We start from the raw sequence: 23,892 nt of genomic DNA, 5'->3' as shown, positions 1-23,892 counted from the left end.
GATCGTCATTCCGGGATGGAGCATCAGCACTAGACCGGCGTGGCCGAGGATCAGCGCCGGACGATCCAGATCAGGATCAGGCCGCCAATTGCCGATCCGATGCCGACGGCGCGCAGGACATTGTCGGGCGTCGCCAACGCGCTTTTCATCGCCCGGCGCATCCAGGCCGGGCTCGCCGCGAACAACAGGCCTTCCAGAAAAAACAGGATGCCCACACCGATGAGGAAGTCGGCGAACGCTATGGACCTCATCGGATCGGAACCTCCCGTTTGACGTTGTTCTGCTTCGGCATCGGAACCACGGCGAAACGCCGCCGGGGCCCTTGGTGACGGTTCAATCCAGACGCGCCTTCCAGAGCATGACTCAACTGAGTTGAATCATGCCCGTCGTTCATCTTCCTGTTTGAGCATGATCTCCGCGCAAACGCGTTCCGCGTTTGTCGCAAAGGAAAACCGGTACCCACTTTTCCGGATCATGCTCTGGGACCTTTAGGGCTTCGGCGCCGCCGGAGAGGCGGCCGCTATTCCGGGCGCGGCCTGCGGCTTGCCGGACGGACTGCCGAAATATTTGAAGAAATCGGAGTCCGGCTGCAACAGGAACCTGGTGTCGCCGTTCTTCAGCCCGTTCTCATAGGCCGTCATCGAGCGGTAGAACGCGAAGAAGTCCGGATCCTTGCCATAGGCCTCGGCGAACAGCCGGTTGCGCTCGCCGTCGCCCTCGCCGCGCACCTGCTCGGCGGTCGAGTTGGCTTCGGCGACGATCACGGTGGATTCGCGATCGGCGTTGGATTTGATCTCCTGCGCCTTCTGCGCGCCCTGGGCACGGAACTCGGCGGCCTCGCGCTGCCGCTCGGTCTGCATCCGCTGATAGACCGCCTGGCTGTTCTGCTCCGGCAGGTCGGCGCGGCGGATCCTGACATCGACCACCTGGATGCCGTAGGCGTCGGCCTCCTTGTCGAGCTGATCGCGAATCCGCGCCATCAAGGCCTCGCGCTCGTCGCGCACCACCTGGATGAAGGTGACTTCGCCGAGCACGCGGCGCAGCGACGCGTTCAACAGCGTCGTCAACTGGATGTTGGCGGCCTGGATCGAACCGACGCTCTGGTAGAACCGCAGCGCGTTCTTGATGCGGTAACGCGCGAAGGCGTCGACCACGAGCCGCTTCTGGTCCGAGGCGATGACTTCCTGCGACGGATTTTCCAGATCGAGAATGCGCTTGTCGACCGGGATCACGGTGTCGATGAAGGGCGCCTTGAAATGCAGACCGGCGTCGGTGACGACATCGACGGGATCGCCGAGCCGCACCACCAGCGCCTGTTCGGTCTGATCGACCGTGAACACCGAACTATAGGCGATGACGGCCGCGATCAGCAGCAGGATCAGCGTGACGATGCCTGTAACGGGGGATCTCATCGCGTGCTCCCGTTCTGCGGTTGCGCCTGGCTCGTTGTCGGCCCCGGCGCGCGCCGCGGCGCCAGTTCGTTCAAGGGCAGATAGGGCACGACGCCCTGGCCCGAGGAACCGCCGCTATAAATCAGCTTTTCCGAGCCGCCGAGAACGCGCTCCATCGTCTCCAGATAAATCCGCTCCCGCGTCACTTCGGGCGCCTTCTTGTATTCGTCGTAGACCTGGAGGAAGCGCGCGCTCTGGCCCTTGGCCTCGGCGACGGCCTGCTGCTTGTAGCCTTCGGCGGCCTGAATGATCTGCGAGGCGCGTCCGCGCGCCTCGGGAACGACGCGATTGGCGTAGGTCTGCGCCTCGTTCTGCAACCGTTCGAGATCGGCGCGCGCGGCCTGCACATCGCGGAACGAGTCGATCACCTGCGACGGCGGATCGACCTTCTGCATCTGCACCTGCTGGACCAGGATGCCCGAGCCGTAGCTGTCGAGCGTCTTCTGCATCGTTTCCTGCACCCCCTGTTCGATCGAGGTGCGAGCGCCGGTGAGGATCGGCTGGATGCTGGAGCGGCCGACGACTTCGCGCATCGCGCTTTCGGCGACCGCTTTCACGGTGCCCTCCGGGTTCTGGATATTGAACAGGAAGTTGGCGACGCCCTTGGGGTCGACGGAGTTCGGCTTGATGCGCCACAATACCGTGAAATCGACGTCGACGATGTTCTCGTCGCCGGTCAGCATCAGGCTTTCCTCGGGCACGTCGCGCATGGTCCGGCCACGTCGCGCCGGATCGTCGATCAGCGTCATGCCGATGCTCAAGGTCGACACGCGCAGAGCTTTCGGCAACAGCACCGTCTCGATCGGATAAGGCCAGTGATATCGGAGGCCGGGCTCGGCGTCGCGAACATATTTGCCGAAGCGCAGCACCACGCCGACCTCTTCGGATTGCACGCGAAAGAATCCCGACATCAGCCAGATCAGCGCGACGGCGACCAGCACCAGCACGATGCCGGCGCTGCTGAAATGACCGCCCGGCAGCAATTGCTGCAGCCGGTCCTGCGCGCGGCGCAGAAGGTCTTCAAGATCGGGCGGCCTCGGTCCCACCGGTTGCGGACCTGAGCCCCAGGGTCCTTTCGGACCCGAGCCCCAAGGGCCTCCGCCTTGATTCTTCCACGGCATCAACAATCTCCTCTGCGGGCTCAAGGGGCCAAGAACTCAACGACCAGGACGCCCAGCCTCGCAATCCGTCGGCTTTATAGGCGACGGCTCAAGCGCTTACAACGCGGCTTATGGCTCGAAGCAGCTAAGCCTGAGGCCACATTTGTCAATGTGAACATCGGATAATGCGGTTAATGCGGCTTTCGCCGTATATAAGTCACATAGGAAAAGCTGGCGCTGTCGTCCGGACCGGCCGGATTCCGCACCCGCGCCGCTTCCTGCCAGTGAGCCGCATCGATGGCAGGAAAACAGGTATCGCCTTCAGGACGGGCATGGACTTCGGTCACTTCCAGACGATCGGCATGATCGATCCATTGCATATAAATGTCCGCACCGCCGATCACCGCGATCGCGGTGGCGAAACGCCGCAGCGCGTCGCCGGTCGCAACCGCGCGGGCATCGTCGAGCGACGTCGTCACCACCGCACCGGCCGCGGAAAAATCCGCATCGCGCGTCAGCACGATATTGGTCCGGCCGGGCAGCGGCCGGCGCAGCGAGACAAAGGTCTTGCGGCCCATCACCACGGGCTTTGCCATCGTCATCGCCTTGAAGCGCTGCATGTCGGATTTCAGCCGCCACGGAATCGCGCCGCCGGCGCCGATCACGCCATTGTCGGCGATCGCGACGATGAGGACGATTTCAGGACGCGCGTTGAGGGCAGCGGTCACACCGCGACCTCAGCCTTGATATGCGGGTGCGGGTCGTAGCCTTCGAGCGCGAAATCCTCGTAGCGGAAGCCGAAAATATCCTTCACCTCGGAATTGATCTTCATCACCGGCAACGGGCGCGTCGGCCGCGTCAATTGCAGCCGCGCCTGTTCGAGGTGGTTCGAATAAAGGTGCGCGTCGCCGAGCGAATGCACGAAATCGCCGGGCTTCAATCCCGTCACCTGCGCGACCATCATCGTCAGCAGCGCATAGGAGGCGATGTTGAAGGGCACGCCGAGGAACACATCGCCCGAGCGCTGATAGAGCTGGCACGACAATTTGCCGTTGGCGACATAGAACTGGAACAGACAGTGGCAGGGCGGCAGCGCCATCCGATCGACATCGGCCGGGTTCCAGGCGCTGACGATCAGGCGCCGCGAATCCGGATTGCGCCTAATCATGTCGACGACATTGGCAATCTGGTCGATGCTGCGTCCGTCCGGCGCCGGCCAGGAACGCCATTGCGATCCATAGACCGGGCCGAGATCGCCATTGGCGTCGGCCCATTCGTCCCAGATCGTGACGCCATTGTCCCTGAGATATTTGACGTTGGTGTCGCCCTTCAGGAACCACAACAGCTCATGCACGATCGCCTTCAGCGGCAGGCGCTTGGTCGTCAGCATCGGGAATCCGGCCGACAGGTTGAAGCGCATCTGATGGCCGAAGATCGACAGCGTGCCGGTGCCGGTACGGTCGTGCTTCTCCGCGCCGTCGGAGAGAATCCGTTCGAGCAGATCGTGATATTGATTCATGACGTGCAGTCCTCAAGAGGACAATCTCTTAACGGCCGGACCGGGCAACCGGCACAATGATTCGGCCGCAAACCGTAATTATACCCGGAAAAATGAGCATCCGCCCCGCTTCCGGCAAGGCCGGATCACGCATGGCCTCATCCCAAAAGGCCGGCGAAACCGACGCATCCTCCGGCCAGCAGCAGCCAGAGCGGATTAAGCCGGGTGGTGGCGGCCAGCACCGCGGCGCCGGCCGTCACCAGGATCGCGGCCCAGGTCCGGTCCGAGGTCTGCGCCAGAATGAAACCGCTCGCGGCCATCAGCCCGATCGACAACGGAACCAGCGCGGCCTGGATGATCGAGGGCCAGCGCGAGCGGGTTGAGCGGGTGAGAAAGCGGCTGACGCAATAAGCCAGCACCGCGGTCGGAAGGCACATCGCAACCGTTGCGACCAGCGCGCCGCCGAGGCCGGCGACGGCATAACCGATCAGCGTCACGATCAAGACGTTCGGCCCAGGCGAGAGCTGCGAGATCGCGAACAAATCGGTGAACTGCTTGTCGCTCATCCAGTGATGAACGTCGACCGCGACCCGGTGCATTTCGGGAATCGCCGAATTCGCCCCGCCGACCGCGAACAGCGACATCACGGCGAAGGTCCACGCCAGTGTCAGGATCGGACTGCCCTGCGGATTCATATGGCTGCCCGCCGGCGCATGACGAGGGTGACGGCGATGCTGGCCGGCACAGCCACCAGCAGCACCGCCGGCAACGGCAACCGCACCAGCCCGATCGCGACGAACACCGCCAGCAGGACGATGAGCCCCACGGCATCGCGCCGCTTGAACAGCGGCAGCATCATCCTGAACATCACCGAGAACAAAAGGCCCACGGCGGCGCAGGACACGCCGGCCAGAATCCGCCGCAGCGCATCGACATCGCCGAACCGTGAATACAGCGTCGCCAGAGTCGTCATGATCACGAGCGGAGGGCCCAGCAGCCCGGCAAAGGCCGCGATGCCGCCGGCGATCCCGCGAAACCGCGAACCGAACACCATCGACAGGTTGACGATGTTGGGACCCGGCAGGAAATGACACAGCGCGAAGGTCTCGTTGAATTCGTCCGCCGTCATCCAGCGATGCTGTTCGACGATGGCGCGCCGCGCGAACACCAGCACGCCGCCGAACCCCGCCAGCGACATTTTGGCGAACGCGACAAACAGCGCGATCAGGCTGGGAGGCGGCGATGTCAAATGATCCGGCGCCGGAACGGCGGCCAGGGAGGAATCCGCAGGCATGGTTTGAGGTGTAGAATGGCGACCGCCCGAGGCCAACCCATATTCCGCTCTATCCACCCATGCGGCTATTTCCGACCGGAACCGTCTCGCGCCGCTCCCGGTTCAAGACCCCGGTTCAAGACCGATGTCCCGAAAATATCTCTCCAGGGCGCCGGTCTCGCCGGCCGAGACGATCGCCCCGACATAGCCGTCGGGACGCACCAGCACCCAATCACCGGATGCCAAAGCATAGGCCTGGCGCAGATAGCCGCCCTCATCAGACATATCGCCGCGCGGACCGAACATATGGATGTGCAGTCCCGGGCGCGGCGGCACGGCATCGCGCACGGCCTCATAGCCCAACAGCGTCCAGTGTGGACCCTTGAACAGTTCGAACAGGCGTATTGGCTGTCCGGCAGCGCCGCGAAGCGGCGCGTCGGGCGCGCGATCGCCCGCGAGCAGGCCGCCGCTGCGTTCCGGCTGTTCCAGCGCAAGCGATGAATCGGGATAACCGAGGTCGAGCTGGTGGACTTCGCGGCCGCGCCGCATCTCGCCTTGTCTGGCGGCATCGAGCAGTTTGGTGGCGAGACCAAGCATGCCCGCCGCAACCGGCCGGCGTTCTTCCTCGTAGCTGTCGAGCAGTGCGCCGGGGGCGCCGGCGAGGACCGCCGCCAGTTTCCAGCCGAGATTATAGGCGTCCTGAACGCTGGTGTTGAGACCCTGGCCGCCGGTCGGCGGATGGATATGGGCGGCGTCACCGACCAGGAACACGCGGCCGACGCGGTAGCGATCCGCCAGCCGCGCGTTCATGGTGAAGGCCGATGCCCAGGACACCGATTGGATGCGAATATCATCGCGGCCGGTGCGCTCGGCCACCATGGTCGAAAGCCCTTCGGCGGAGAGATCGACCTCGCCTTCGAGCGCAACCGGCGCCTGCAGCTGGAACAGTTCGGTTCCGGCCAGCGGGCATAGCGACATCTGCCGGTCCATCGCGCCTTCGTTGAAGCGGTGCCATGCATCGCGTCCCAACCCGGTCAGGACGACATCGGCCACCACGGCGCGGACACCGAGCGTCTTGCCCGGAAAGCCGATGCCGAGCGCGTGGCGCACGAAGCTGCGGCCGCCATCGGCGCCGGCCAGATAGCGCACGCGAACGACCTCCTCGCCGGCAGGGCCGACCAGCCGCGCCGTCACGCCATCCTGGTCCTGCTCTATTCCGACCAGTTCGCATCCGAACTCCGGCCGGTGCCCGAGTTCGACAAGGCGTTCGCGCATCACGCGTTCGGTCAGGAACTGCGGCACCATCAGCGGGATTTGAAAGGGCTCGGCCGATGTCGGATCCTGGCGCTCGACGACATCGGACTCAGCGAAGCTGCCGTCCGCGCGGTATTCCCGTTGCGGCGGATAGAAACCTCCGGCCGCGACAACCCGGTCGAGAATGCCGAGATCCTCGAACACCTCCTGGGTGCGCGGCTGGATGCCCTTGCCCCGCGAGCCGCGGAAGGGATCGTCCATCTTCTCGATCAGGCGGAAGGAAACGCCCCGCCGCGCCAGATCTATCGCCAGCGTCAAGCCCGCGGCTCCGGCGCCGCAGACCAATACGTCGCATGCGAAATCCTCTGTCATCGCCATCTCCATATGTGTATTATGCACATAATTGGAGATAAGGCATGCCGTCAAGGAAAAATGTGCAAAATACACATATATCGGAACAGATCCGGGCGCTTCACGAGGCGTTGATCGATATCGTCAGTGTCATGAACCGCCCCCAGCGCGACGAGATGATGGTCCGGGAAGCCGGCATATCGCTCGACCGCGCCCTGTTTCCGCTGCTTGTCGGCATCGAACGGCTCGGCCCGATCGGAATCGTCGATCTCGCCGACCGGGTCGGGCGCGACTACACCACCGTCAGCCGGCAGGTCTCGAAATTGGAGGGTCTCGGCCTTGTCGAACGCCAGGCCGGCGCCGCCGATCGTCGTGTCCGGGAAGCGATCGTGACGCCAAAGGGCAAGGCCATGACCGACGCCGTCGATACGGCACGGGAACGGATCGGCAGCGCTATTTTCGCGACCTGGGATGAACGCGACGTCGAGGAGTTGATACGGCTGATGCGAAAATTCGCCGACGCCGTGACCGCCGACCCGCCCAGCGATCCGGCAAGCCCCCCGTGACCTGTAATTAAAGGCAGCAAATCAGAGGCGGCCCATCGCAGATAGGCCGGCCCCTGCCCGCATTCAGGCTCTATTTTTCCCGATCTTTGCACCCTATATTGAGGGTGCCGGCTTGCCGGCTATGGAAATAAATGGCCGTCGCAATAAACCATTCGGACCCGGGGGCAGCACCCGGCGCCTCCACCAAAGCCCGCGATCAGTCCTGGCGGGTTTTGGCGGGGGCGAAACAGGATCGACGAGGGCGTAAAGGGCGTGTTTTTTCTCGGTATGGTTCCGCCGTTATCGGGCTATGCAATAGTTGCAAACGACAACTATGCTCCGGTTGCTCAGGCTGCGTAACGCAGTTTGAAAAACCACTTTAAAGCCCTGGCGGGTTAAGCTCCGTCAGGCGGGGTTCGGAGGCACCTGGCAACAGAAGCCTCCACTTTATCCGCCTTGTTCCGGTCCGTTTCCGCCGTCATTTACACCGGCCTTGGCTGCTGACCTCGGCCCGTGGCAGGAGTAATATGCAGGCGAGTCGGACGTTCGGCGCCGCGGCTGACCAGCCGGCGGCCCTTGATGGGATGCGGCCCTGACGGGACTTCCCGGGGGCAGGATCGCAATCGAGGATCAACGTACGGGATCAAAGGACAGGATCGAAACGACATGCCGACCGATCACATCCGATATGACGTGCTGGCGCGCGACGCGCTGCGTGGCGTGCTGCGCCGCGTCCTGACCGACGCCGCCGAGCATGGCCTGCCCGGAGAACATCATTTCTTCATTACCTTCGTTTCCACCGCCGACGGCGTGAAGATCTCGCCGCGGCTGCTGGCGCAATATCCCGAAGAGATGACCATCATCCTGCAACATCAGTTCTGGGATCTTGCGGTGCTCGAGGATCGCTTCGAAGTCGGCCTGTCATTCGGCGGCATTCCCGAACGTCTGGTGGTCCCTTTCAATGCCATCAAGAACTTCTTCGATCCGTCGGTGAAGTTCGGCTTGACGTTCGAAACCTCCGATGAGCCGGAAGAAGAAGGCTCGGCAGAAAAACTGCCTGCGATCGCCACACCCGCGCCGGTCCCGGCACCGATTTCGGCCTCTGAAACCGATGCCGAACAAGAGGACGAGCCCGCAAAGCCGAGCGAAGGCGCCGAGGTCGTCCGGCTGGACCGTTTTCGCAAGAAATAGTTCCGCGAAACAATCTGCGCGCAAAGAAAAAGCATCAAAACAAAATGTGAGAGCCCGGTTCTGATTCAATCGGAACCGATAAGGTTCTAGGATATCCGCTCGCCACTCACGGCGCGACGGATATTCACGCATGGCTCGATCATCAACTTCAGCACCATCCACCCGGTCGGAGACCGACAGCTTCGGCCCGATCGACGTTCCCGCCGACCGTTACTGGGGCGCGCAGACCGAACGGTCGCGGCGAAACTTTCGCATCGGGCAGGACCGGATGCCGCTGCCGATCATTCGCGCGCTCGGCATCGTCAAGCTGGCTGCGGCTGAAACCAATCGCGAACTAGGGCTGCTCGACCAGCGCCGCGCCCGCGCCATCATCCGCGCCGCGCGCGAGGTGATCGACGGCGAACTCGACGATCATTTTCCGCTGGTCGTATGGCAGACCGGATCCGGCACCCAGAGCAACATGAATCTCAACGAGGTGATCGCCAACCGCGCCAATGAACTGCTCGGCGGCAAACTGGGCGCCAAACAGCCGGTTCATCCCAACGACCACGTCAATATGAGCCAGTCCTCGAACGACTCATTTCCGACCGCGATGCATATTGCGGCGGCCACGCATATTCTCGGCGATCTTGTTCCCGCGCTCGATATGCTTCGCCGCACCCTGCGCCAGAAGGAAAAGGCCTTCGCCGCAATCGTCAAAATCGGCCGGACCCATACCCAGGACGCGACGCCGCTCACGCTCGGGCAGGAGTTTTCCGGCTATGCCGCGCAGGTCGAAAGCGCCATCGCGCGGCTCAACGCCGCCGTGAAAGATTTATATCCGCTGGCGCAAGGCGGCACCGCGGTGGGAACCGGGCTCAATTCGAAGCCGAAATTCGCAAGATCGTTCGCAAAGCATGCCGCCGCGATCACCAAACTGCCGTTCACCAGCGCCGCCAACAAATTCGAGGCGCTGGCCTCCAATGACGCCTATGTTTTCGTCCACGGCGCCATCAATTCGGCGGCGACCGGCCTGTTCAAGATCGCCAACGACATTCGCCTGCTCGGGTCGGGCCCGCGTTCCGGCCTTGGCGAACTAATTCTGCCCGAAAACGAGCCGGGTTCCTCGATCATGCCTGGTAAGGTCAATCCGACTCAGTGCGAAGCGATGACCATGGTATGCTGTCAGGTATTCGGCAATCACACCGCCATCACGGTGGCCGGCAGCCAGGGACATTTCGAACTTAATGTCTATAAGCCGGTACTGGCATATTGTATGATGCATTCCATACAATTGCTGTCCGACGTCGTCCGTTCGTTTACGGAGAACTGCGTCAAAGGAATACGCGCCGACGAAAAACGCATCCGGGAACTCATGGAGCGTTCGCTGATGCTGGTGACCGCGCTTGCGCCCAAAATTGGCTACGACAACGCAGCAAAAGTCGCCAAATCCGCCCACACCCGCGGAACCACCTTGAAAGAAGAGGCGGTGCGCCTCGGATTCGTCTCCGAAGCGGAGTTCGACCGGCTGGTCCAGCCGAGCAAAATGACGCACCCCGGCTGATCACGGTACGGCGATCTCCGGGAAACTACCGGTACTAAGATAAGTATGATGCATAATACCTAAAGACTGAGGCGCATCCCGCTGTTAGCACCGCGCTTTCGCATGTTAGAGCACAACTTATTTTGGTTTTCGCAGAGCGAAGCTTATTCTTTGATGCTATCAGAGAGTCATCATGGGGATTTCCTTAAATGACAATTGAACAGGCCCTTGCCCAAGGCGAAAGCTCACGCCTTCGTGAAAAGATCACACGCCTGCCATTTGCTGGATGATGGAGGGCGAGCATGGGGGATGTGGTCAATCTGAAGCGATTTAAGAAACGAAGCGAACGCGAGCAGACGGCGAAGCAAGCCGAAACCAACAGGATGCGGTTCGGCCGAACCAAATCCGAACGCGCGCGCGACGAACAGCATGCCAGCCGCGCCAGCGATTTTCTCGACCGACACCATATCGACGGCGAGGACGCTTCATGAAATCGCCCGTCGTCAAACGATCAATCGTGGTCGCAGGCCACAAGACCAGCGTCAGCCTCGAAGAAGCGTTCTGGAACGGCATGAAAGAAATTTCAGGCCTTCGCGACATGACGCTGTCGGAACTGGTGGGCGAGATCGACAGCAACCGCCAGCAAGGCAACCTGTCTTCGGCGATTAGGCTTTTCGTGCTCGACTATTTCCGCACGCGGGCGCTTGCCGTGACGCCACCCGCCGCCATGGCGGAGTCCAAACCGCAAGCCTGAGCGGGATGACTTTTCTTCGAATCTTCATCCGGCTCCGGCTCTGACTCCATTTGAGCATGATCTTCCGCGCAAACGCGTTCCGCGTTTGTCAGGAGGAAAAACCGATCCCCGGTTTTCCGGATCATGCCTGGCCGCCTCCCATCGCTTCGATCACGGTGCGAGCGGCCTGTTTGTCCCCGCTTTATCCCTACAGTTTATAATCGCTCTAAGGTAAAGCCTCATTGCGGTCGCTGCGCTTGACCTATCAGCCGCCCGCGGGAAAGACAGAGCATGGCCAATAACGGACATGATGATCGCCCTCACCTGCCGCTAGGGTTGGCCAAGCGCGGCTATGCGGGCGTGATCCACCATATCGCCGCCGGTGACGCCAGCTCCGCTTTGTCGGCCGTTGAACTCGAAAGCCGGTTGATCGAACTCGGCTTCGTCGAGGGCGCCAGGGTCCAGGTGCTGCACGAGGGCGTGATCGGGCGCGATCCCATCGCGGTCCGCGTCGAGAACGTTACCATCGCGGTGCGCCGGCGCGAGGCGATGGCCATCATCGTGGCCTGACGAACGGTAAAGTGCGATGGAAGCCCCGTTGATGCATCTTGCCCTGGTGGGCACGCCGAACAGCGGCAAGACCTCGCTTTTCAACGCCCTCACCGGCAGCCGTCAGAAGGTCGCGAACTATCCCGGCGTCACCGTCGAGCGCAAGGAAGGCTCGTTCGTCACCCCGCTGGGACGCCAGATTTCGCTGGTCGATTTGCCCGGCACCTACTCGTTGCGCGGCCGCAGCCCGGATGAAGAGATCACCCGCGATGTCGTGCTCGGCCGCACCGCCGGCGAAGCCATGCCGGACCTCGTGCTCTGCGTGGCCGACTCCACCAATCTGCGGCTGACGATTCGCCTCGTGCTCGAGCTCAAGAGCACCGGCCGGCCGCTGATGCTGGTGCTCAACATGTTCGACATCGCCACCCGCCGCGGCGTCACGGTGGATGTGGCGAAACTGTCCGAGGCGCTCGGCGTGCCGGTCGTCACCTCGATCGCGGTGCGCAAGGGCGGCACCGCCGATCTGTTGCGCCGGACCGACGAGATCATCGCCGCGCAGGCGCCGGTCGCGTTCCAGCAAAATCGCTGGCAGCCGCTGACGGTCGCGCAATTGCGCGCCACCCAGCGCGAGGCCGACCGCATCATCGCGGCGACCATCAGCCTGCCGACCAAACCCGATACCTGGACGGCGCGGGTCGATGCCTGGGTGCTGCACCCCATCGCCGGACTTCTGATCCTGCTGCTGCTGCTGTTCGTGATGTTCCAGGCGGTGTTTGCATGGGCCCAGCCGCTGATGGACCTGCTGCAAGCGGCCTTCGACGCCGTAGGCCAACTGGTCCAGGACACGCTGCCCGCGGGCCTGCTGCAAAGCTTCCTGCAAAACGGCGTGATCTCCGGCGTCGGCAGCGTCATCGTGTTCCTGCCGCAGATCGTCATCATCTTCCTGTTCATCCTGCTCCTGGAAGATTTCGGCTACATGGCGCGGGCGGCGTTCCTGATGGACCGCATCATGGGCGGCGCCGGCCTGCACGGCCGCGCCTTCATTCCGCTGCTCTCCAGTTTCGCCTGCGCCATCCCCGGCATCATGGCGACGCGGGTGATCGACAACCGCCGCGACCGGCTGACCACGATCCTGATCGCGCCGCTGATGACCTGTTCGGCGCGCATTCCGGTCTATACGCTGATCATCTCGGCCTTCATTCCATCCAGACTGATCTGGGGCTGGATCAATCTGCAAGGTCTGGTGATGTTCGGCCTCTACGCGGTCGGCATCGCCAGCGCCTTGGGGGTGTCGTTCCTGATCAAATTCTTCATGCTGCGCGACTACGCGCCGGCGCCGTTCATGCTGGAATTGCCGGACTACAAATTGCCGCGCGCACGCAGCGTCGCGATCGGCGTCTACACCCGCGCGAAGATGTTCCTGCAGCGCGCCGGCACCACGATCTTCTCGATGATGGTACTGATCTGGTTCCTGGCGTCGTTTCCGACCGCCCCGGCCAGCGCGACCGATCCGGCCATCAACTACAGTTTCGCCGCCATGATCGGCAAGGCGATCGCGCCGCTGCTGGCGCCGATCGGCTTCAACTGGCAGATCGCGGTGGCGCTGATCCCGGGCATGGCGGCGCGGGAAGTCGCGGTCGCAGCCCTCGGCACCGTCTATGCCATCGAGGGCGGCAAGGAAGCGGCCGACCAGATCGGACAGGTGCTCGCCACCAAATGGAGCCTGGCGACGGCGCTGTCGCTGTTGGCCTGGTATATCTTCGCGCCGCAATGCGCCTCCACGCTGGCCGTCATCCGCCGCGAGACCGGAAGCTCGAAATGGATGGCGGTGACGTTCGCCTATATGCTCGTCCTCGCCTACCTTGCGAGCCTCTCCACCTACAACATCGCCTGCGCCCTCGGCGCCGGGTGAAGTGTTCGTTCGCGTAATCCGTTTACGGCGACACGGCCGATAGCGCGAGCAGCGACAGCAACAGCGCCGGCGGCATCACCACCAGGCCGAGCCTGAGAAATTGCACGGCGCCGACATGCTCGCCCTCGCGCCGCAACACGATCAGCCAGAGAATGGTGGCGAGCGACCCCGTCACCGACAGGTTCGGGCCGAGATCGACGCCGATCAGGATCGCGCCGGTGACATGCGCCGGCACCTGCGCGGCCTGGCTGGTGGTCGCGGCGATCAATCCCATCGGCAGATTGTTCAGGACGTTGGAGGCGACCGCGACCAGCACGCCTGACAGCCACGGCGTCAGCTGCGGCGCCGCGGCCGCGGCCTGTTTCAGGATCGTGGCCAAGGCCGGCAGCACGCCGGTCCGGTTCAGGCCCTCGACCAGGATGAACAGGCCGGCGACCAGCGGCAGCACCGACCACGAAATATCCTGCAAGACCGGAACGGGCGACCGGCGGCCGATCAGCAGCACCAGCGCCGCCACCGCGACGCCGGCGACGAAGGTCGGCAGTCCGAGATCCCGATCCATCGCCGAGGCCGCGATCAGCACCGCCGCCGTCAGCAGGATGCCAAACGCCGCCAATTTTCCGGCCGGCGCCAGCGGGGAAATCTCACCGATCCCGGCGACGGACGCCTTGAGCGCACCGCGCTGCGTCCATCTCAGCGCCAGGTAAGTTACGACGATCGCCGCCACCGACGGCAACCCAAAGAGGCGCAGCCAAGTCAGGAGCGGCGGCATCTGTTGGCCGAACACGACGAGGTTGGCGGGATTGGAGATCGGCAGCACGAAGCTTGCGGCATTGGCGATGAAAGCGCAGACGAACAGATAGGGCAGCGGCTCGACCTTCGCGGCGCGCGCCGCCGCATAGACCGCCGGCGTCAGCACCACCGCGGTGGCGTCGTTCGACAGCAGAACCGTCACCAGGATGCCGACGGCATAGACGATCAGAAACAGCCGTTTCGCCTGACCATGCGCATGCCGCACCGCCTGCGCCGCAAGCCAGTCGAACAGGCCTTCCTGGCGCGCCACTTCGGCCAGCATCATCGTGCCGATCAGGAACAGATAGACATCGGTGCCCTTGCCGGCGGCGGCCAGCGCGTCGCGCCAGGGCAGCAGATCGAACAGCACCAGCAACACGGCCCCAGTGACCGCCCAGATGAATTCCGGCAGGCGCCAGGGACGCGCGATCACGCCGAAGGTGGCGAGCGCGGCGATGCCCCAGGTCGCGGCGTCGGTCTCCGATATCGTCGCCGTCACGCCAAATCCGGTCACTGCGAAACGGCGGCCGGGGGCGTCAAGGGCAGCGGCGGACGCAGTTTCGGCGGGTGCGCCGCACCGGGCGCGGGGCGGATCTCGATCGGCGGCGGCAGCGGCGCGACCTGCTGACTGACAACCGGCGGAGGCGGAGCAGGCGGTGCCGGACGCGGCGCGGTGATCCTGGGCCGCAACGGAATCCGATGCGGCTCGCGGCCGGGCGAGGGCACGACGGAGGTCTGATCCGGCGGGTTCGCTGCAGCCGGCGGCCGCTCGCCGCGCTCGATCGCATCGAGCCGCCGGGTTTCGCGATCGATCGTGCGCACCGCGAGCCAGGACGACAGCGCCGAGACATCGATCGTGCGATCGAGCCTGTCAGGCGAGCCGGCGGCGAACAACTGGATTTCCGGATGACCGGTGGCGAAGCCCGCCGCCGTCGGCGCGAGGCTGGCGCGGATGTCGGCCTGGTCGGCGGGAATATCATAGCCGCCCGAAATGATCGCGCGCGCCCCCGGGGTGTCGAGCGTGGTGGCTTCGACGCGAAGCCGGCCGTCCCGGATCGTGAACGGAATTTGCGCCGAGTGGACCGGCAACGCGCCGCTCGACAGGATGGGATCGACGATCGGCCGCAGCCGGGCATCGTCGGTCGCCTGCCCGCTATCGCTGGCGCGGGCGGCGGCATCGAAGACGCGCGGATCCAGACCTGCGATGGTGGCGGAATCCAGCGTCACGGTGCCGTTGCCCGATAGCGCGCTCGCCAGCGCCGCGGCGCTGCGCCCCTGGGCCATCAGCGCCATCTGTAACGACACGCGGCCTGCCGGCATCGCCAACCCGCGGTAATGCAGCGCCGCGCCGTCGACGCCGTTGAGTTGGACCCGTGCGTTCAGCGCAATGCCGTCCGCGCCCGGTCTGGCGTCGATGGCGGCGGTCGCATCGCCGCCGCCGATCTTGCCTTTGATGGCATCGACGGTCAGCGACTGGCCATCGCTCTTGACGGTGCCGCTGACGGGACGCAACTCACCGCCACCGGGAAGCACGCCGCGCAACACCTCGAACGCGACGCGGCCTTGCCAGCCCTTCAGCAATCCGGCACCGAGCGGATCGGCGGCATCGCGCCCCTCGCTCCCGATCGCAAGCCGGAAGACCGGCACGAGATCGAGCGTGTCGAGGCCGAGCTCGCCGTCCACGTTCCTGGCATCGCCAAAGGTCACGGCCAGATGGCCACGCCACCGGGCTCCCGCAAGCGCGCCGTCGAGATCGTCGAAACTCAATCTGCGGCCGACGAGCGAGACCCGCGACGACAGGCTGGCGTTCTGCGCCAGCGGATCCGACGGCTTGAGGTCGAACAGCGGCGTCAGATTGACATGGCGGACCGTCAGGTTGACAGCGGCCCTGGCGTCCTTCCCGGGCTCTTGGGCCCAAGGTTCGGCGGTGCCCTGGGCTTCGGCATCGAGCCCTGAACCCGACAGCTTCGCCTTGAGCCGCAACGGCGCACCGAAAGTGCCCGCGATCGAGCCTTGGAATTGCAGCGGGCCATCGCCGGCCGCGACCGCACGATCGAGCCCCAACAGCGCCAGCAAGTCGCCGCCCCGCTGCGACGACAATTTCGATTCCAGACCAAACTCGCTCTGTTCGATCTGATCGAGATTCATCCCGCGCAAGGCTGCGACGGCGGGCGCGGCATTGAAGGTGATGGTGCCGCCGAACTGTGGCGCATCGAGATCGAGAACGGCACGCGCGCTGGCGCGGTCGGCGTGGCCGGTGTCCTTATCGAGATCGAGCGCAAGCTTCAGATGCGCGGCGCCATTGCCGCCCATCGCATCGAGTCGCGAGGCCAGCGCCGGCGCGAATGGCTTGATCGCTTCCGTGATCTGGCCGAGCGACGCCGCCGTCGAATTGAGCGCCAGCCGTCCGGTTGCGTTGACGCGATCGAAGCTGCCGGCGCCTTCCAGCAGCAGATGGCTCTCATCGCCGATCTTCAATCGATCGAGCGAGAACGTCTTCGGGCCGTAGCTGAACTTGGCCAGCAGCGGATGCAATTCCTGCCCGGCCGACACGGCGCGATCGATATCGAGCGAGATCGCGGCCTGGTCAGGCCACTCGCCTTGCGGTCCTGCGATCGAACGCAGCAAGGCGGTCGCGGCATCGAGGTCGAGACGGTCGGCCTTCAGCTCCGCCTCGAACCGCGAGCCGCCGCCTGCCGACGGGTTTGAGAACGCGGCCCGTCCTTCGACGGCGCCGCCGTCGATCTCGGCCTTCATGGCTTCGATGGCGATGCGGTCGGCGGCCGCGCTGACCTCGCCGTGCAGGCGCAGCGGCTTCTGGCTGCGGAAGGCGATGTCGCTGCGGCCTTGCAGCCAGGCCGCCAGCGTATCCGGATCGGACGATTCGACATCGAGCTGTTCCCTGAAGCCGCCGGCCGCACCGGCCGGCGCATCGATGCCGCTCAGCGAAACCTGGGTCGCGCCGGGCGCGCGGAAATTCAGCCGGTCGATGGTCCAGGAATCCGCTCCGGCGTCGGCATGCACTTCGCCGGTGATATTCTGCAACGGCCGTCCGCTCAGCATGATCTGCTCGGCGCTGAACTCGATCTGCGCCGGAATCGGCAGTTGCGGGACGGCGGCGACCAGCGCGCGCAGCCCGGGAAGCAGACGGAGCGGCGCGGCGGCCTTGTCGCTGTCCTTGTCTTTCGCCATCAGCCTGTCGGCGTCGAGCTGCCGCGCCGACAGCGAGACGTGCAGCAGAGGCGAGGCGCCGAAACGGATGTCGCCGAGGCCGATCAGTTTCAGCGCGCGATCCTCGGTGCCGTAGCCGGCCTCGATCTGCTCCAGCGTCGCGCCGGCCGGATCGGCCTTGACCTTGGCGACGATGCGCCAGGGCGTCTGCGACGATTCAGAGCCGGCAGGTTTCGCATCGGGTTTGGCGACGGCGGGCGTCGACAGCGTGAGCGCGCCGTCAAATTTCGGCGCGCGCGCGTCGAACCCCAATACGCCTTCGAGGTCGGCGGCGATGGCGCGGGCGCCGGGATCGATATTGAGATGAATGCGGGTGCCGTTGCCGTCCGGCGTCAGGCCGGACGACACCCGGAACGGATAGCGATCGCCATTGATCGTGACATTGCCGTCGCCGCGCACTGAACCGGCCAGCGAGCGCACATCGCCGCTGAAGGCGATATCGTTCAATTCGAGGGTGCTGCGGCTTGCGGCGTCATGCAGCGCGGCGCGGCCGGTGAGGTTCAAGCGGTCGATCGACAGCGCGCCCAAGCTGAACGCGCCGGTCGAGGCCGGCCAGTCGATCCGCCCCTGCCGGTCGAGCCCGAGATCGAGCGCCACGCCGTCGATGGTCAGTTCGGTCGCGCGCCATTGCCCGCGCATCAGATCGCCAAGGCTGAACTCGACGTCGAGCTTGTCGGCGCGAACCTTGCCGAGATCATTGGCGCCGCCGACCGTCACCGAGCGCAGCCGCAGCGACGGCGCCGGCAGCAGGCGTGCATCAAGCTCGCCGCCGACCCGTACCGGCGCGCCGATCACCCGCGTGGCCTCCGCCTCGAATTGCGGCCGGAACCTGTTCCAGTCGATGAAAAACGGCCCGACCAGGGCCGCCACCAGCGCAATGATCAAGGCAATCGCCAGTCCGAGCAGCGTCGTCTGCACGGCTTCTCCCCTTCCGCACGCTCCAGCGTTGTATCGCGTTTTCAAGCGAAGCGGGTACCGGTTCGCATGAAGAAAACGCGCCGAAACAAACCGAGGGCCGGTCTGGCCCCGCTCCTGCCCGGCGCCGCCCACCCGCCAGAGACTGTACGGCATAGTGCGCGGTCCCGCGCAGGATCATCCATCCGCGGCCACGCCGAAATCAATGCCGGAACACCGTTATATATAGAGATAAGTGTGGCGAAGTCACAGCCATGTGGCGTGACCGCTTGCCGCTGTCACCGGCGTACCGGCTGCGCCTTGAGGCTGCGAAGCGCGAAAGCCGGCCGCCATTCCGGATGGTCGGGATGCTCCAGCCGCAGGTCCGGAAGCCGCCGCAGCAGGGTCGCATTCGGGGGCCGACCGGAGACCTCCCGAATGCGTGACTGCCAAAATGCGTAACCGCTATCGGCAGATCGACCGGACAGAAACAACACTCTTTTTCACGATATTTCTATTTCCCCTGCTCGGCATATCGCCATACCTTCAAATGCAAACTATATGATTGCTGATTCCAGCCTGGTCTGGCCTTTTACGATTTTAATCAACGGAAAGCCTCTCAGTCTCCCAGCCTGTAATTCTCTTGGCCTGTCATTTTCCGGCTTGTGAGAGCGGTTCGGGAATCGATGACGTGATTGGTTATCGGAACAGTCCATCACGCGGTAACCGGCCGGGGCAATCCGCGTAACGCCTGCTCCGATAGCGAACAGGACAGCCGCGTGACGCGCCGCCGCAACAACATAAAAAGATCATGAACATCGACGCGAAGCGTGTGGCCGACAGCCACGACATCCGGCTCAATCTGTTTCTGGGATTGGCAAACTGGTCCCTCTTCCTCGATCACATCCCCAACGATGTGGTGAACCGGATCACGGCGAGGAATTACGGATTCAGCGGCGCGTCCGATCTGTTCATCTTTATCTCGGGCTATACCGCGGCAATCATCTACGCAAAGATCATGCTGGAGCGCGGCTTCATTATCGGCGCGACGCGGATCATCAAGCAGCTCGCGCATCTCTATGCCGCCTATATCGTGCTGTTCGTCACCTACATCGCCGCGATCGGATATGTCGCGGCCCAGTATTCTGCGCCAGACATCCTCAACGAATTCAACATCGCCGGCATCGTCGACCAGCCGATCCGGATCCTGGCGCACGGCCTGTTGCTGCAAGCCAAGCCGCTCAATCTCGACGTGCTTCAGCTATACGTCATGATGACGGCGATCCTCGTGCCGGTGATGTGGCTGCTGCTGCGCGCGCCCGACCTGACGATGGCCGAATCGGTCGCGCTCTATCTCGCCGCGCGCTGGTTCGAGTGGAATTTGTCGTCGTTTCCGGACGGAGACTGGTACTTCAACCCGTTCTGCTGGCAGTTGCTGTTCGTGCTCGGCGGCTGGCTCGCGCTGGGCGGCGCAAGGCGGCTGGCCCCCATGCTGAAATCGCCGTTCTTTCTTTATGCGGGGGTCGCGTATCTGATATTTGCGCTGGCCATGACGATGGCGGCGCGTTTTCCGGATTTCGGACGGATATTCCCGGCATGGCTGGTTGACGCGTTCAACCCGAACGACAAGGTCAATCTCGCGCCGTATCGCCTGCTGCACTTCCTGGTGCTGGCCTTCATCGTCACCCGCTTCGTCCGTAAGGACTCCCCGGCGTTGAAATCGCCGATCTTCAACCCGTTGATCAAATGCGGCGAGCAATCGCTGGCAGTGTTCTGCGTCGGCGTGCTTCTGTCCTTCCTCGGCAATTTTGCCTTGACGCTCAGCGCGGGCTCGTTGATCGAGCAGATCCTGGTGAGCATCAGCGGCATCGCGTGCATGACCTTTGTCGCCTATTATGTTTCCTGGTCCAAACAGCAGGACGTCTGGAAAGCAGCGGCCGCGCCTCACCCGCAGGCAGGTCCGCACCGCGGGCTGGATACGAGAGTTCCCGATGCGGGCGTTGCCGTTGGGGTTGTCTCCCACGGCGTTTTCGAACCAAAACCCGTCCCGGACCCGATCGAAGTCGATGCCGGTTCGCTCAACGAAACCGCGACAAAGCAAAACAGGAGGGCCCGGCTCTGATTCCATCAGAACCGGCAAGCCCGTTCCCGGCCTCAGCCTTAGTACACGCCGCCGAAGCAATGCAGCTCGATCCACGGCCCGCCATAATAGGTGCTGCCATTGATGTCGCCGATGCCGCCCCCGGTATAGGGGCCGTTGCAATAAGGCGGATTATAGAGCCGGGAATAGCGATAAGAGCGGTGGTGGTGTGCGCTTCGATAGGGCCGGGCCTGAAGGTCGAGATCGGCGGCCTCGGCGGAGGTGACGGATACGGATAATGGCATGCCGTTGCCCTGCGACCCATGCAGCGAGAATGGCGCCGTACACAGCAAGGCCGCAATCGCAAAGGTACCGATGCTCGAAATTTTCATGACTTTCTCCGTGTCAGGGCAACATCGTCAGGTTCTGGAATAGATCGGATCATCCCACCCATAGCATCCGACCGCAAGCGGCGGCGTCCCGGACGATCAGCAGGGCGCAAGCCCGAGTAACTTCACGACATTTTGGCGTGCAGGCGCATCCAGGGCGCAATGGTCCCGATACGCCATCTCATCCAGGCGGGCCCGGCACAAGACCTGCTAGAGCCTCGGTTCTGATGGAATCAGAACCGAGGCTCTATGTTTTTGTTTTGACGCGTTTTCTTCACGCGAACCGGAAGCCACTTCGCTCGAAAACGCTATCAGCGCAGATCGCAGCAGCCGCTGCGGCGCGAACCAATGATCGCCCTTTATGCATGCAGCCTATGAAAGGCGCGACCGATGCCCAAAAATTGGAGCGCTGACGGCAAGGGTTTGTGCGCCCCCAGACAAGCTTTCCTGTCCCGCCCATCCTAGCGTTGAATACCCGTCAGCTCTTGTCGAGCGCGTCTGCTCGTCAGCAACAGAGGAGTCCGTTCCATGATAGCAAGAAATCCGTTCGGTCACGTGGGCAACTTCCGAAGCACAATCGGATGGGCCCGCTGGTCCCGCAACATCGCGTTCATCGCGGCCTGTTTGATCGCCATTGGCCTTCCGGGATACGCGAAAGCGGCAGCCCCGGCCGGATGCACGGAGTTGCAGGCGAAATACCCGGCCTGGAAAGGCAAGACGCTGGTCAACGCGATCAATCCGCACACGCCCGGCTATGAAGCGATCGATCCGAAGGACCCGGACAAATATGTCGGCTTCGACATCGATCTCGGCGAGGCGATCGGCGAATGCCTCGGCTTCAAGCTGACCTACAAGCCGGTGACGTTCGCCGCCTTGCTGACGACGCTGGCCAGCGGACAGGCCGATATCGTGATCTCGGATATCTACGCCACCGAAGAACGCGCCAAGGCGGCCGACTTCATCACCTATTCGAAAGTGTTCGACGGCGTTCTGGTCGCCAAGGGCAATCCGAAGAAGATCGACGGCATCAACATGTCGATGTGCGGCGCTGCGGCCGCAGAAAATACCGGCTTCGTCGAAGTGCCTCTGGTCCAGGACCTCGCGCCGAAATGCAAGGCCGCCGGCAAGCCCGAACCGACGCTCCAGCTCTACGACAACAACGCCAACTGCATCCAGGCGATCCTCGCCGGCCGCGCCGACACCTATGTCAACGACGTCAACACCGTCGACCAGGCGGTGAAGGCCAATCCCGACAAACTGGAAAAGGCGATCGCGGTGACGATCCCCTATTCGGTCGGCATCGGCGTGCCAAAGGACAAGCCTGAATTCCGCGACGCGGTGCTGGCGGCGCTGATCCTGGTGCAGAAGGCCGGCACGCATATGGCCCTGCTCAAGAAGTGGGATCTCGACGTCAACAACTTCAAGGAACCGGACATTCTCTCGGTCAAATGATGTCGCTGTTTCTTCACTATCTCAGCCTGCCGTACCTGATCACGGGCATCTGGTTCACCCTCGCGGTGACGGCCCTCGGTCTGGCCGGCGGGCTGATCCTCGGCGTGTTCCTCGCGGCGATGCAGCTCAGCCGGTTCTGGATGCTGGCTGCCTTCGCTCGGGGCTACACCGTAATCTTCCGCGGCACGCCGCTGATCCTGCAAATGGTGTTCGCTTATGACGCGCTGCCGCAGATCGGCCTCAAGCTAAGCGCCATCGGCGCCGCCGGTCTGGCGCTCGCCGCCAACGAAGCGCCCTTCATCGCCGAAATGCTTCGCGCCGGCGTGCTCGGCGTCGACCGCGGACAGATCCTGGCCGGACAGGCGCTCGGCATGACGCCTTCTCTGCTGATGCGGCGCGTGATCGCGCCCCAGGCCATCCGCACCATGATTCCGGCGTTCGGCAACGAGACCGTCAGCGCCCTGAAGAACTCCTCGCTGGCGAGCGTGATCTCGGTGCAGGAGCTGACGCTGCGCAGCACACAGCTCGCCTCCTCGACCTTCGATTTCTTCTCAATCTTCTTTGCCTCCGGCCTGATCTATCTGCTGCTGACCACGGCTGTCAGCCTGATCCAGCTTGCCGTCGAGCGGATGCTCGATCTCGACCGGCCGCCGAGCGAGGACCGCCTGAGCCGGCTGATGCCCTGGTATCGCGCGCCGCTCACGCCGGAGCCGATCGGGCCAAAAGCCGCCGAGGCGAAATCAGGGCCTGCGCAGGCCGACAACATCATTCCTTACGCCGCCTCGAAGGACTCCAGGTCGACGCGGGCGGACCGGACCAAGCGGGCCGAAACGCTGGCGCACAACAATGTCGTCGTGAAGGTCGACGGCCTCTACAAGGCCTATGGTAAGCAGGCGGTTCTGGCCGGCGTCGATCTGACCGTGCGGGTCGGCGAAGTCATCGCCCTGCTCGGCCCGAGCGGGTCGGGCAAGAGCACGCTGCTCCGCTGCATCAATCATCTGGAGGGCTGGGATGCCGGCATCGTCATGGTCGGCGGCCGCCGGATGGGATTCAACGGCGACGGCAAGCTGCTGTCGCCGCGGGCCATCGCCGAAGAGCGCGCCAGCGTCGGCGTCGGCATGGTGTTCCAGCAATTCAATCTGTTTGCTCATTTGACCGCGCTGGAGAATGTCGCGGGCCCCCTGCGCTGGGTCCACGGCCTGTCGCGGATTGATGCAGAGCGCCGCGCACGCGAACTGCTCGAACGTGTCGGCCTCGGCCATCGCATGCAGGCATTGCCGCGGCACATGTCCGGCGGACAGCAGCAGCGGGTTGCGATCGCGCGCGCGATCGCGCCGAGCCCGTCCGTGCTGCTGCTCGACGAGCCGACCTCCGCGCTCGATCCGGAACTCGTCAACGAGGTGCTGGAAGTGATCCGCCGGCTTGCTGTCGAGGACGGCTTGACCATGATCATCTCCACGCATCAGTTGCGTTTCGCCGACGAGGTCGCCGACCGCGTGGTGTTTCTCAGCGACGGAACCGTCATCGAGGAAGGCCCCGCGCACGAAGTCCTCACCAATCCCCGCCATCCGGTCACGGCGCGTTTTCTCAGCGTGATGGAGGCCGACAAGCCCGTCTGAAGCGGACGCGTCAAGCCTTCGATACCAAGTCTTAGATACCGAGTCTTCGACAGAAG

General features: G+C 63.8%; 21 protein-coding genes and 1 other RNA gene. 11 read left to right on the top strand and 11 right to left on the bottom strand.

The window, feature by feature from the left end; genetic code table 11:
• Positions 1–50: 50 nt before the first annotated feature.
• The 8 genes from HB630_RS01770 to HB630_RS01735 form a co-directional block, all read right to left on the bottom strand.
• Positions 51–251 carry a DUF2065 domain-containing protein gene (locus HB630_RS01770; RefSeq protein ID WP_213769672.1) on the bottom strand — a complete coding sequence of 67 codons (201 nt, stop codon included), beginning with the start codon at positions 249–251 and terminating at the stop codon, positions 51–53.
• Between the two features lie 237 nt (positions 252–488).
• A complete protein-coding gene (gene hflC, locus HB630_RS01765; RefSeq protein ID WP_213769671.1) occupies positions 489–1,412 on the bottom strand; it encodes a protease modulator HflC in 924 nt (307 codons plus the stop codon).
• Complete coding sequence (gene hflK, locus HB630_RS01760; RefSeq protein ID WP_213769670.1) at positions 1,409–2,572, bottom strand: FtsH protease activity modulator HflK; 1,164 nt, start codon at positions 2,570–2,572, stop codon at positions 1,409–1,411. The genes hflC and hflK overlap by 4 nt, the downstream gene beginning before the upstream one ends.
• Positions 2,573–2,742: 170 nt before the next feature.
• A complete protein-coding gene (locus HB630_RS01755; protein WP_213769669.1) occupies positions 2,743–3,279 on the bottom strand; it encodes a dihydrofolate reductase in 537 nt (178 codons plus the stop codon).
• Positions 3,276–4,070, bottom strand: a complete 795-nt coding sequence (locus tag HB630_RS01750) for a thymidylate synthase (protein ID WP_213769668.1) — start codon at positions 4,068–4,070, stop codon at positions 3,276–3,278. The genes HB630_RS01755 and HB630_RS01750 overlap by 4 nt, the downstream gene beginning before the upstream one ends.
• 137 nt (positions 4,071–4,207) lie before the next feature.
• Positions 4,208–4,744 (bottom strand): chromate transporter, encoded by a 537-nt coding sequence (locus HB630_RS01745; RefSeq protein WP_213769666.1) that lies wholly within the window; start codon positions 4,742–4,744, stop codon positions 4,208–4,210.
• A complete protein-coding gene (locus HB630_RS01740; protein ID WP_213769665.1) occupies positions 4,741–5,343 on the bottom strand; it encodes a chromate transporter in 603 nt (200 codons plus the stop codon). The genes HB630_RS01745 and HB630_RS01740 overlap by 4 nt, the downstream gene beginning before the upstream one ends.
• A gap of 102 nt (positions 5,344–5,445) precedes the next feature.
• Entirely contained in the window at positions 5,446–6,948 is a 1,503-nt protein-coding gene (locus HB630_RS01735; protein WP_213769663.1) for an FAD-dependent oxidoreductase, read from the bottom strand.
• A 44-nt stretch (positions 6,949–6,992) separates the two neighbouring features.
• On the opposite strand from HB630_RS01735, the gene HB630_RS01730 reads away from it, so the two are divergent.
• From HB630_RS01730 to feoB, 8 genes are all read left to right on the top strand, one after another.
• Positions 6,993–7,493, top strand: coding sequence for a MarR family winged helix-turn-helix transcriptional regulator (locus HB630_RS01730; RefSeq protein ID WP_213769662.1), 501 nt, complete (start codon positions 6,993–6,995; stop codon positions 7,491–7,493).
• Positions 7,494–7,560: 67 nt separating this feature from the next.
• Positions 7,561–7,919, top strand: a transfer-messenger RNA (tmRNA) gene (gene ssrA, locus HB630_RS01725).
• Between the two features lie 219 nt (positions 7,920–8,138).
• The gene (locus HB630_RS01720; protein WP_213769660.1) at positions 8,139–8,663 is read left to right on the top strand and encodes a ClpXP protease specificity-enhancing factor SspB; all 525 of its coding nucleotides are present in this window, start codon (positions 8,139–8,141) and stop codon (positions 8,661–8,663) included.
• A 130-nt stretch (positions 8,664–8,793) separates the two neighbouring features.
• Positions 8,794–10,206 carry a class II fumarate hydratase gene (gene fumC / locus HB630_RS01715; protein ID WP_213769659.1) on the top strand — a complete coding sequence of 471 codons (1,413 nt, stop codon included), beginning with the start codon at positions 8,794–8,796 and terminating at the stop codon, positions 10,204–10,206.
• A gap of 281 nt (positions 10,207–10,487) precedes the next feature.
• Positions 10,488–10,676 (top strand): DUF4169 family protein, encoded by a 189-nt coding sequence (locus HB630_RS01710; RefSeq protein WP_213769658.1) that lies wholly within the window; start codon positions 10,488–10,490, stop codon positions 10,674–10,676.
• Positions 10,673–10,939, top strand: a complete 267-nt coding sequence (locus HB630_RS01705; RefSeq protein WP_213769656.1) for a ribbon-helix-helix domain-containing protein — start codon at positions 10,673–10,675, stop codon at positions 10,937–10,939. The genes HB630_RS01710 and HB630_RS01705 overlap by 4 nt, the downstream gene beginning before the upstream one ends.
• Before the next feature lie 270 nt (positions 10,940–11,209).
• Positions 11,210–11,488 (top strand): FeoA family protein, encoded by a 279-nt coding sequence (locus HB630_RS01700; RefSeq protein WP_213769655.1) that lies wholly within the window; start codon positions 11,210–11,212, stop codon positions 11,486–11,488.
• A 16-nt stretch (positions 11,489–11,504) separates the two neighbouring features.
• Complete coding sequence (feoB, locus tag HB630_RS01695) at positions 11,505–13,379, top strand: ferrous iron transport protein B (RefSeq protein WP_213769654.1); 1,875 nt, start codon at positions 11,505–11,507, stop codon at positions 13,377–13,379.
• Positions 13,380–13,401: 22 nt separating this feature from the next.
• On the opposite strand, the gene HB630_RS01690 is transcribed toward feoB, so the two are convergent.
• The gene (locus tag HB630_RS01690) at positions 13,402–14,670 is read right to left on the bottom strand and encodes an arsenic transporter (RefSeq protein WP_346656017.1); all 1,269 of its coding nucleotides are present in this window, start codon (positions 14,668–14,670) and stop codon (positions 13,402–13,404) included.
• Positions 14,671–14,681: 11 nt separating this feature from the next.
• Complete coding sequence (locus tag HB630_RS01685; RefSeq protein ID WP_213769653.1) at positions 14,682–18,320, bottom strand: AsmA-like C-terminal region-containing protein; 3,639 nt, start codon at positions 18,318–18,320, stop codon at positions 14,682–14,684.
• A gap of 787 nt (positions 18,321–19,107) precedes the next feature.
• Between HB630_RS01685 and HB630_RS01680 the strand changes: the two genes are divergently transcribed.
• Complete coding sequence (locus tag HB630_RS01680; RefSeq protein ID WP_213769652.1) at positions 19,108–20,418, top strand: OpgC domain-containing protein; 1,311 nt, start codon at positions 19,108–19,110, stop codon at positions 20,416–20,418.
• A gap of 38 nt (positions 20,419–20,456) precedes the next feature.
• Here HB630_RS01680 and HB630_RS01675 read toward each other — a convergent pair whose 3' ends face one another.
• Positions 20,457–20,768, bottom strand: a complete 312-nt coding sequence (locus HB630_RS01675) for a hypothetical protein (RefSeq protein ID WP_213769651.1) — start codon at positions 20,766–20,768, stop codon at positions 20,457–20,459.
• A 525-nt stretch (positions 20,769–21,293) separates the two neighbouring features.
• Here HB630_RS01675 and HB630_RS01670 point away from each other — a divergent pair.
• Together HB630_RS01670 and HB630_RS01665 are read left to right on the top strand one after the other, a co-directional pair.
• On the top strand, positions 21,294–22,217 hold the full coding sequence (locus HB630_RS01670) for an ABC transporter substrate-binding protein (RefSeq protein ID WP_213769649.1): 924 nt from the start codon (positions 21,294–21,296) through the stop codon (positions 22,215–22,217).
• Entirely contained in the window at positions 22,217–23,836 is a 1,620-nt protein-coding gene (locus HB630_RS01665) for an amino acid ABC transporter permease/ATP-binding protein (protein ID WP_213770676.1), read from the top strand. The genes HB630_RS01670 and HB630_RS01665 overlap by 1 nt, the downstream gene beginning before the upstream one ends.
• The last annotated feature ends 56 nt before the right edge of the window (positions 23,837–23,892 follow it).

The organism is Bradyrhizobium sp. dw_78, assembly GCF_018449525.1.
GTDB lineage: Bacteria > Pseudomonadota > Alphaproteobacteria > Rhizobiales > Xanthobacteraceae > Bradyrhizobium.
This window is presented reverse-complemented; position numbering and strand designations above follow the sequence as displayed.

Excerpts from the sequence above, each read along its gene's own strand:
- HB630_RS01770 (WP_213769672.1), bottom strand. The coding sequence starts at position 251 with ATGAGGTCCATAGCGTTCGCCGACTTCCTCATCGGTGTGGGCATCCTG.
- hflC (WP_213769671.1), bottom strand. The coding sequence starts at position 1,412 with ATGAGATCCCCCGTTACAGGCATCGTCACGCTGATCCTGCTGCTGATC.
- hflK (WP_213769670.1), bottom strand. The coding sequence starts at position 2,572 with ATGCCGTGGAAGAATCAAGGCGGAGGCCCTTGGGGCTCGGGTCCGAAA.
- HB630_RS01750 (WP_213769668.1), bottom strand. The coding sequence starts at position 4,070 with ATGAATCAATATCACGATCTGCTCGAACGGATTCTCTCCGACGGCGCG.
- HB630_RS01745 (WP_213769666.1), bottom strand. The coding sequence starts at position 4,744 with ATGAATCCGCAGGGCAGTCCGATCCTGACACTGGCGTGGACCTTCGCC.
- HB630_RS01740 (WP_213769665.1), bottom strand. The coding sequence starts at position 5,343 with ATGCCTGCGGATTCCTCCCTGGCCGCCGTTCCGGCGCCGGATCATTTG.
- HB630_RS01735 (WP_213769663.1), bottom strand. The coding sequence starts at position 6,948 with ATGACAGAGGATTTCGCATGCGACGTATTGGTCTGCGGCGCCGGAGCC.
- HB630_RS01730 (WP_213769662.1), top strand. The coding sequence starts at position 6,993 with ATGCCGTCAAGGAAAAATGTGCAAAATACACATATATCGGAACAGATC.
- HB630_RS01720 (WP_213769660.1), top strand. The coding sequence starts at position 8,139 with ATGCCGACCGATCACATCCGATATGACGTGCTGGCGCGCGACGCGCTG.
- fumC (WP_213769659.1), top strand. The coding sequence starts at position 8,794 with ATGGCTCGATCATCAACTTCAGCACCATCCACCCGGTCGGAGACCGAC.
- HB630_RS01710 (WP_213769658.1), top strand. The coding sequence starts at position 10,488 with ATGGGGGATGTGGTCAATCTGAAGCGATTTAAGAAACGAAGCGAACGC.
- HB630_RS01705 (WP_213769656.1), top strand. The coding sequence starts at position 10,673 with ATGAAATCGCCCGTCGTCAAACGATCAATCGTGGTCGCAGGCCACAAG.
- HB630_RS01700 (WP_213769655.1), top strand. The coding sequence starts at position 11,210 with ATGGCCAATAACGGACATGATGATCGCCCTCACCTGCCGCTAGGGTTG.
- feoB (WP_213769654.1), top strand. The coding sequence starts at position 11,505 with ATGGAAGCCCCGTTGATGCATCTTGCCCTGGTGGGCACGCCGAACAGC.
- HB630_RS01680 (WP_213769652.1), top strand. The coding sequence starts at position 19,108 with ATGAACATCGACGCGAAGCGTGTGGCCGACAGCCACGACATCCGGCTC.
- HB630_RS01675 (WP_213769651.1), bottom strand. The coding sequence starts at position 20,768 with ATGAAAATTTCGAGCATCGGTACCTTTGCGATTGCGGCCTTGCTGTGT.
- HB630_RS01670 (WP_213769649.1), top strand. The coding sequence starts at position 21,294 with ATGATAGCAAGAAATCCGTTCGGTCACGTGGGCAACTTCCGAAGCACA.
- HB630_RS01665 (WP_213770676.1), top strand. The coding sequence starts at position 22,217 with ATGTCGCTGTTTCTTCACTATCTCAGCCTGCCGTACCTGATCACGGGC.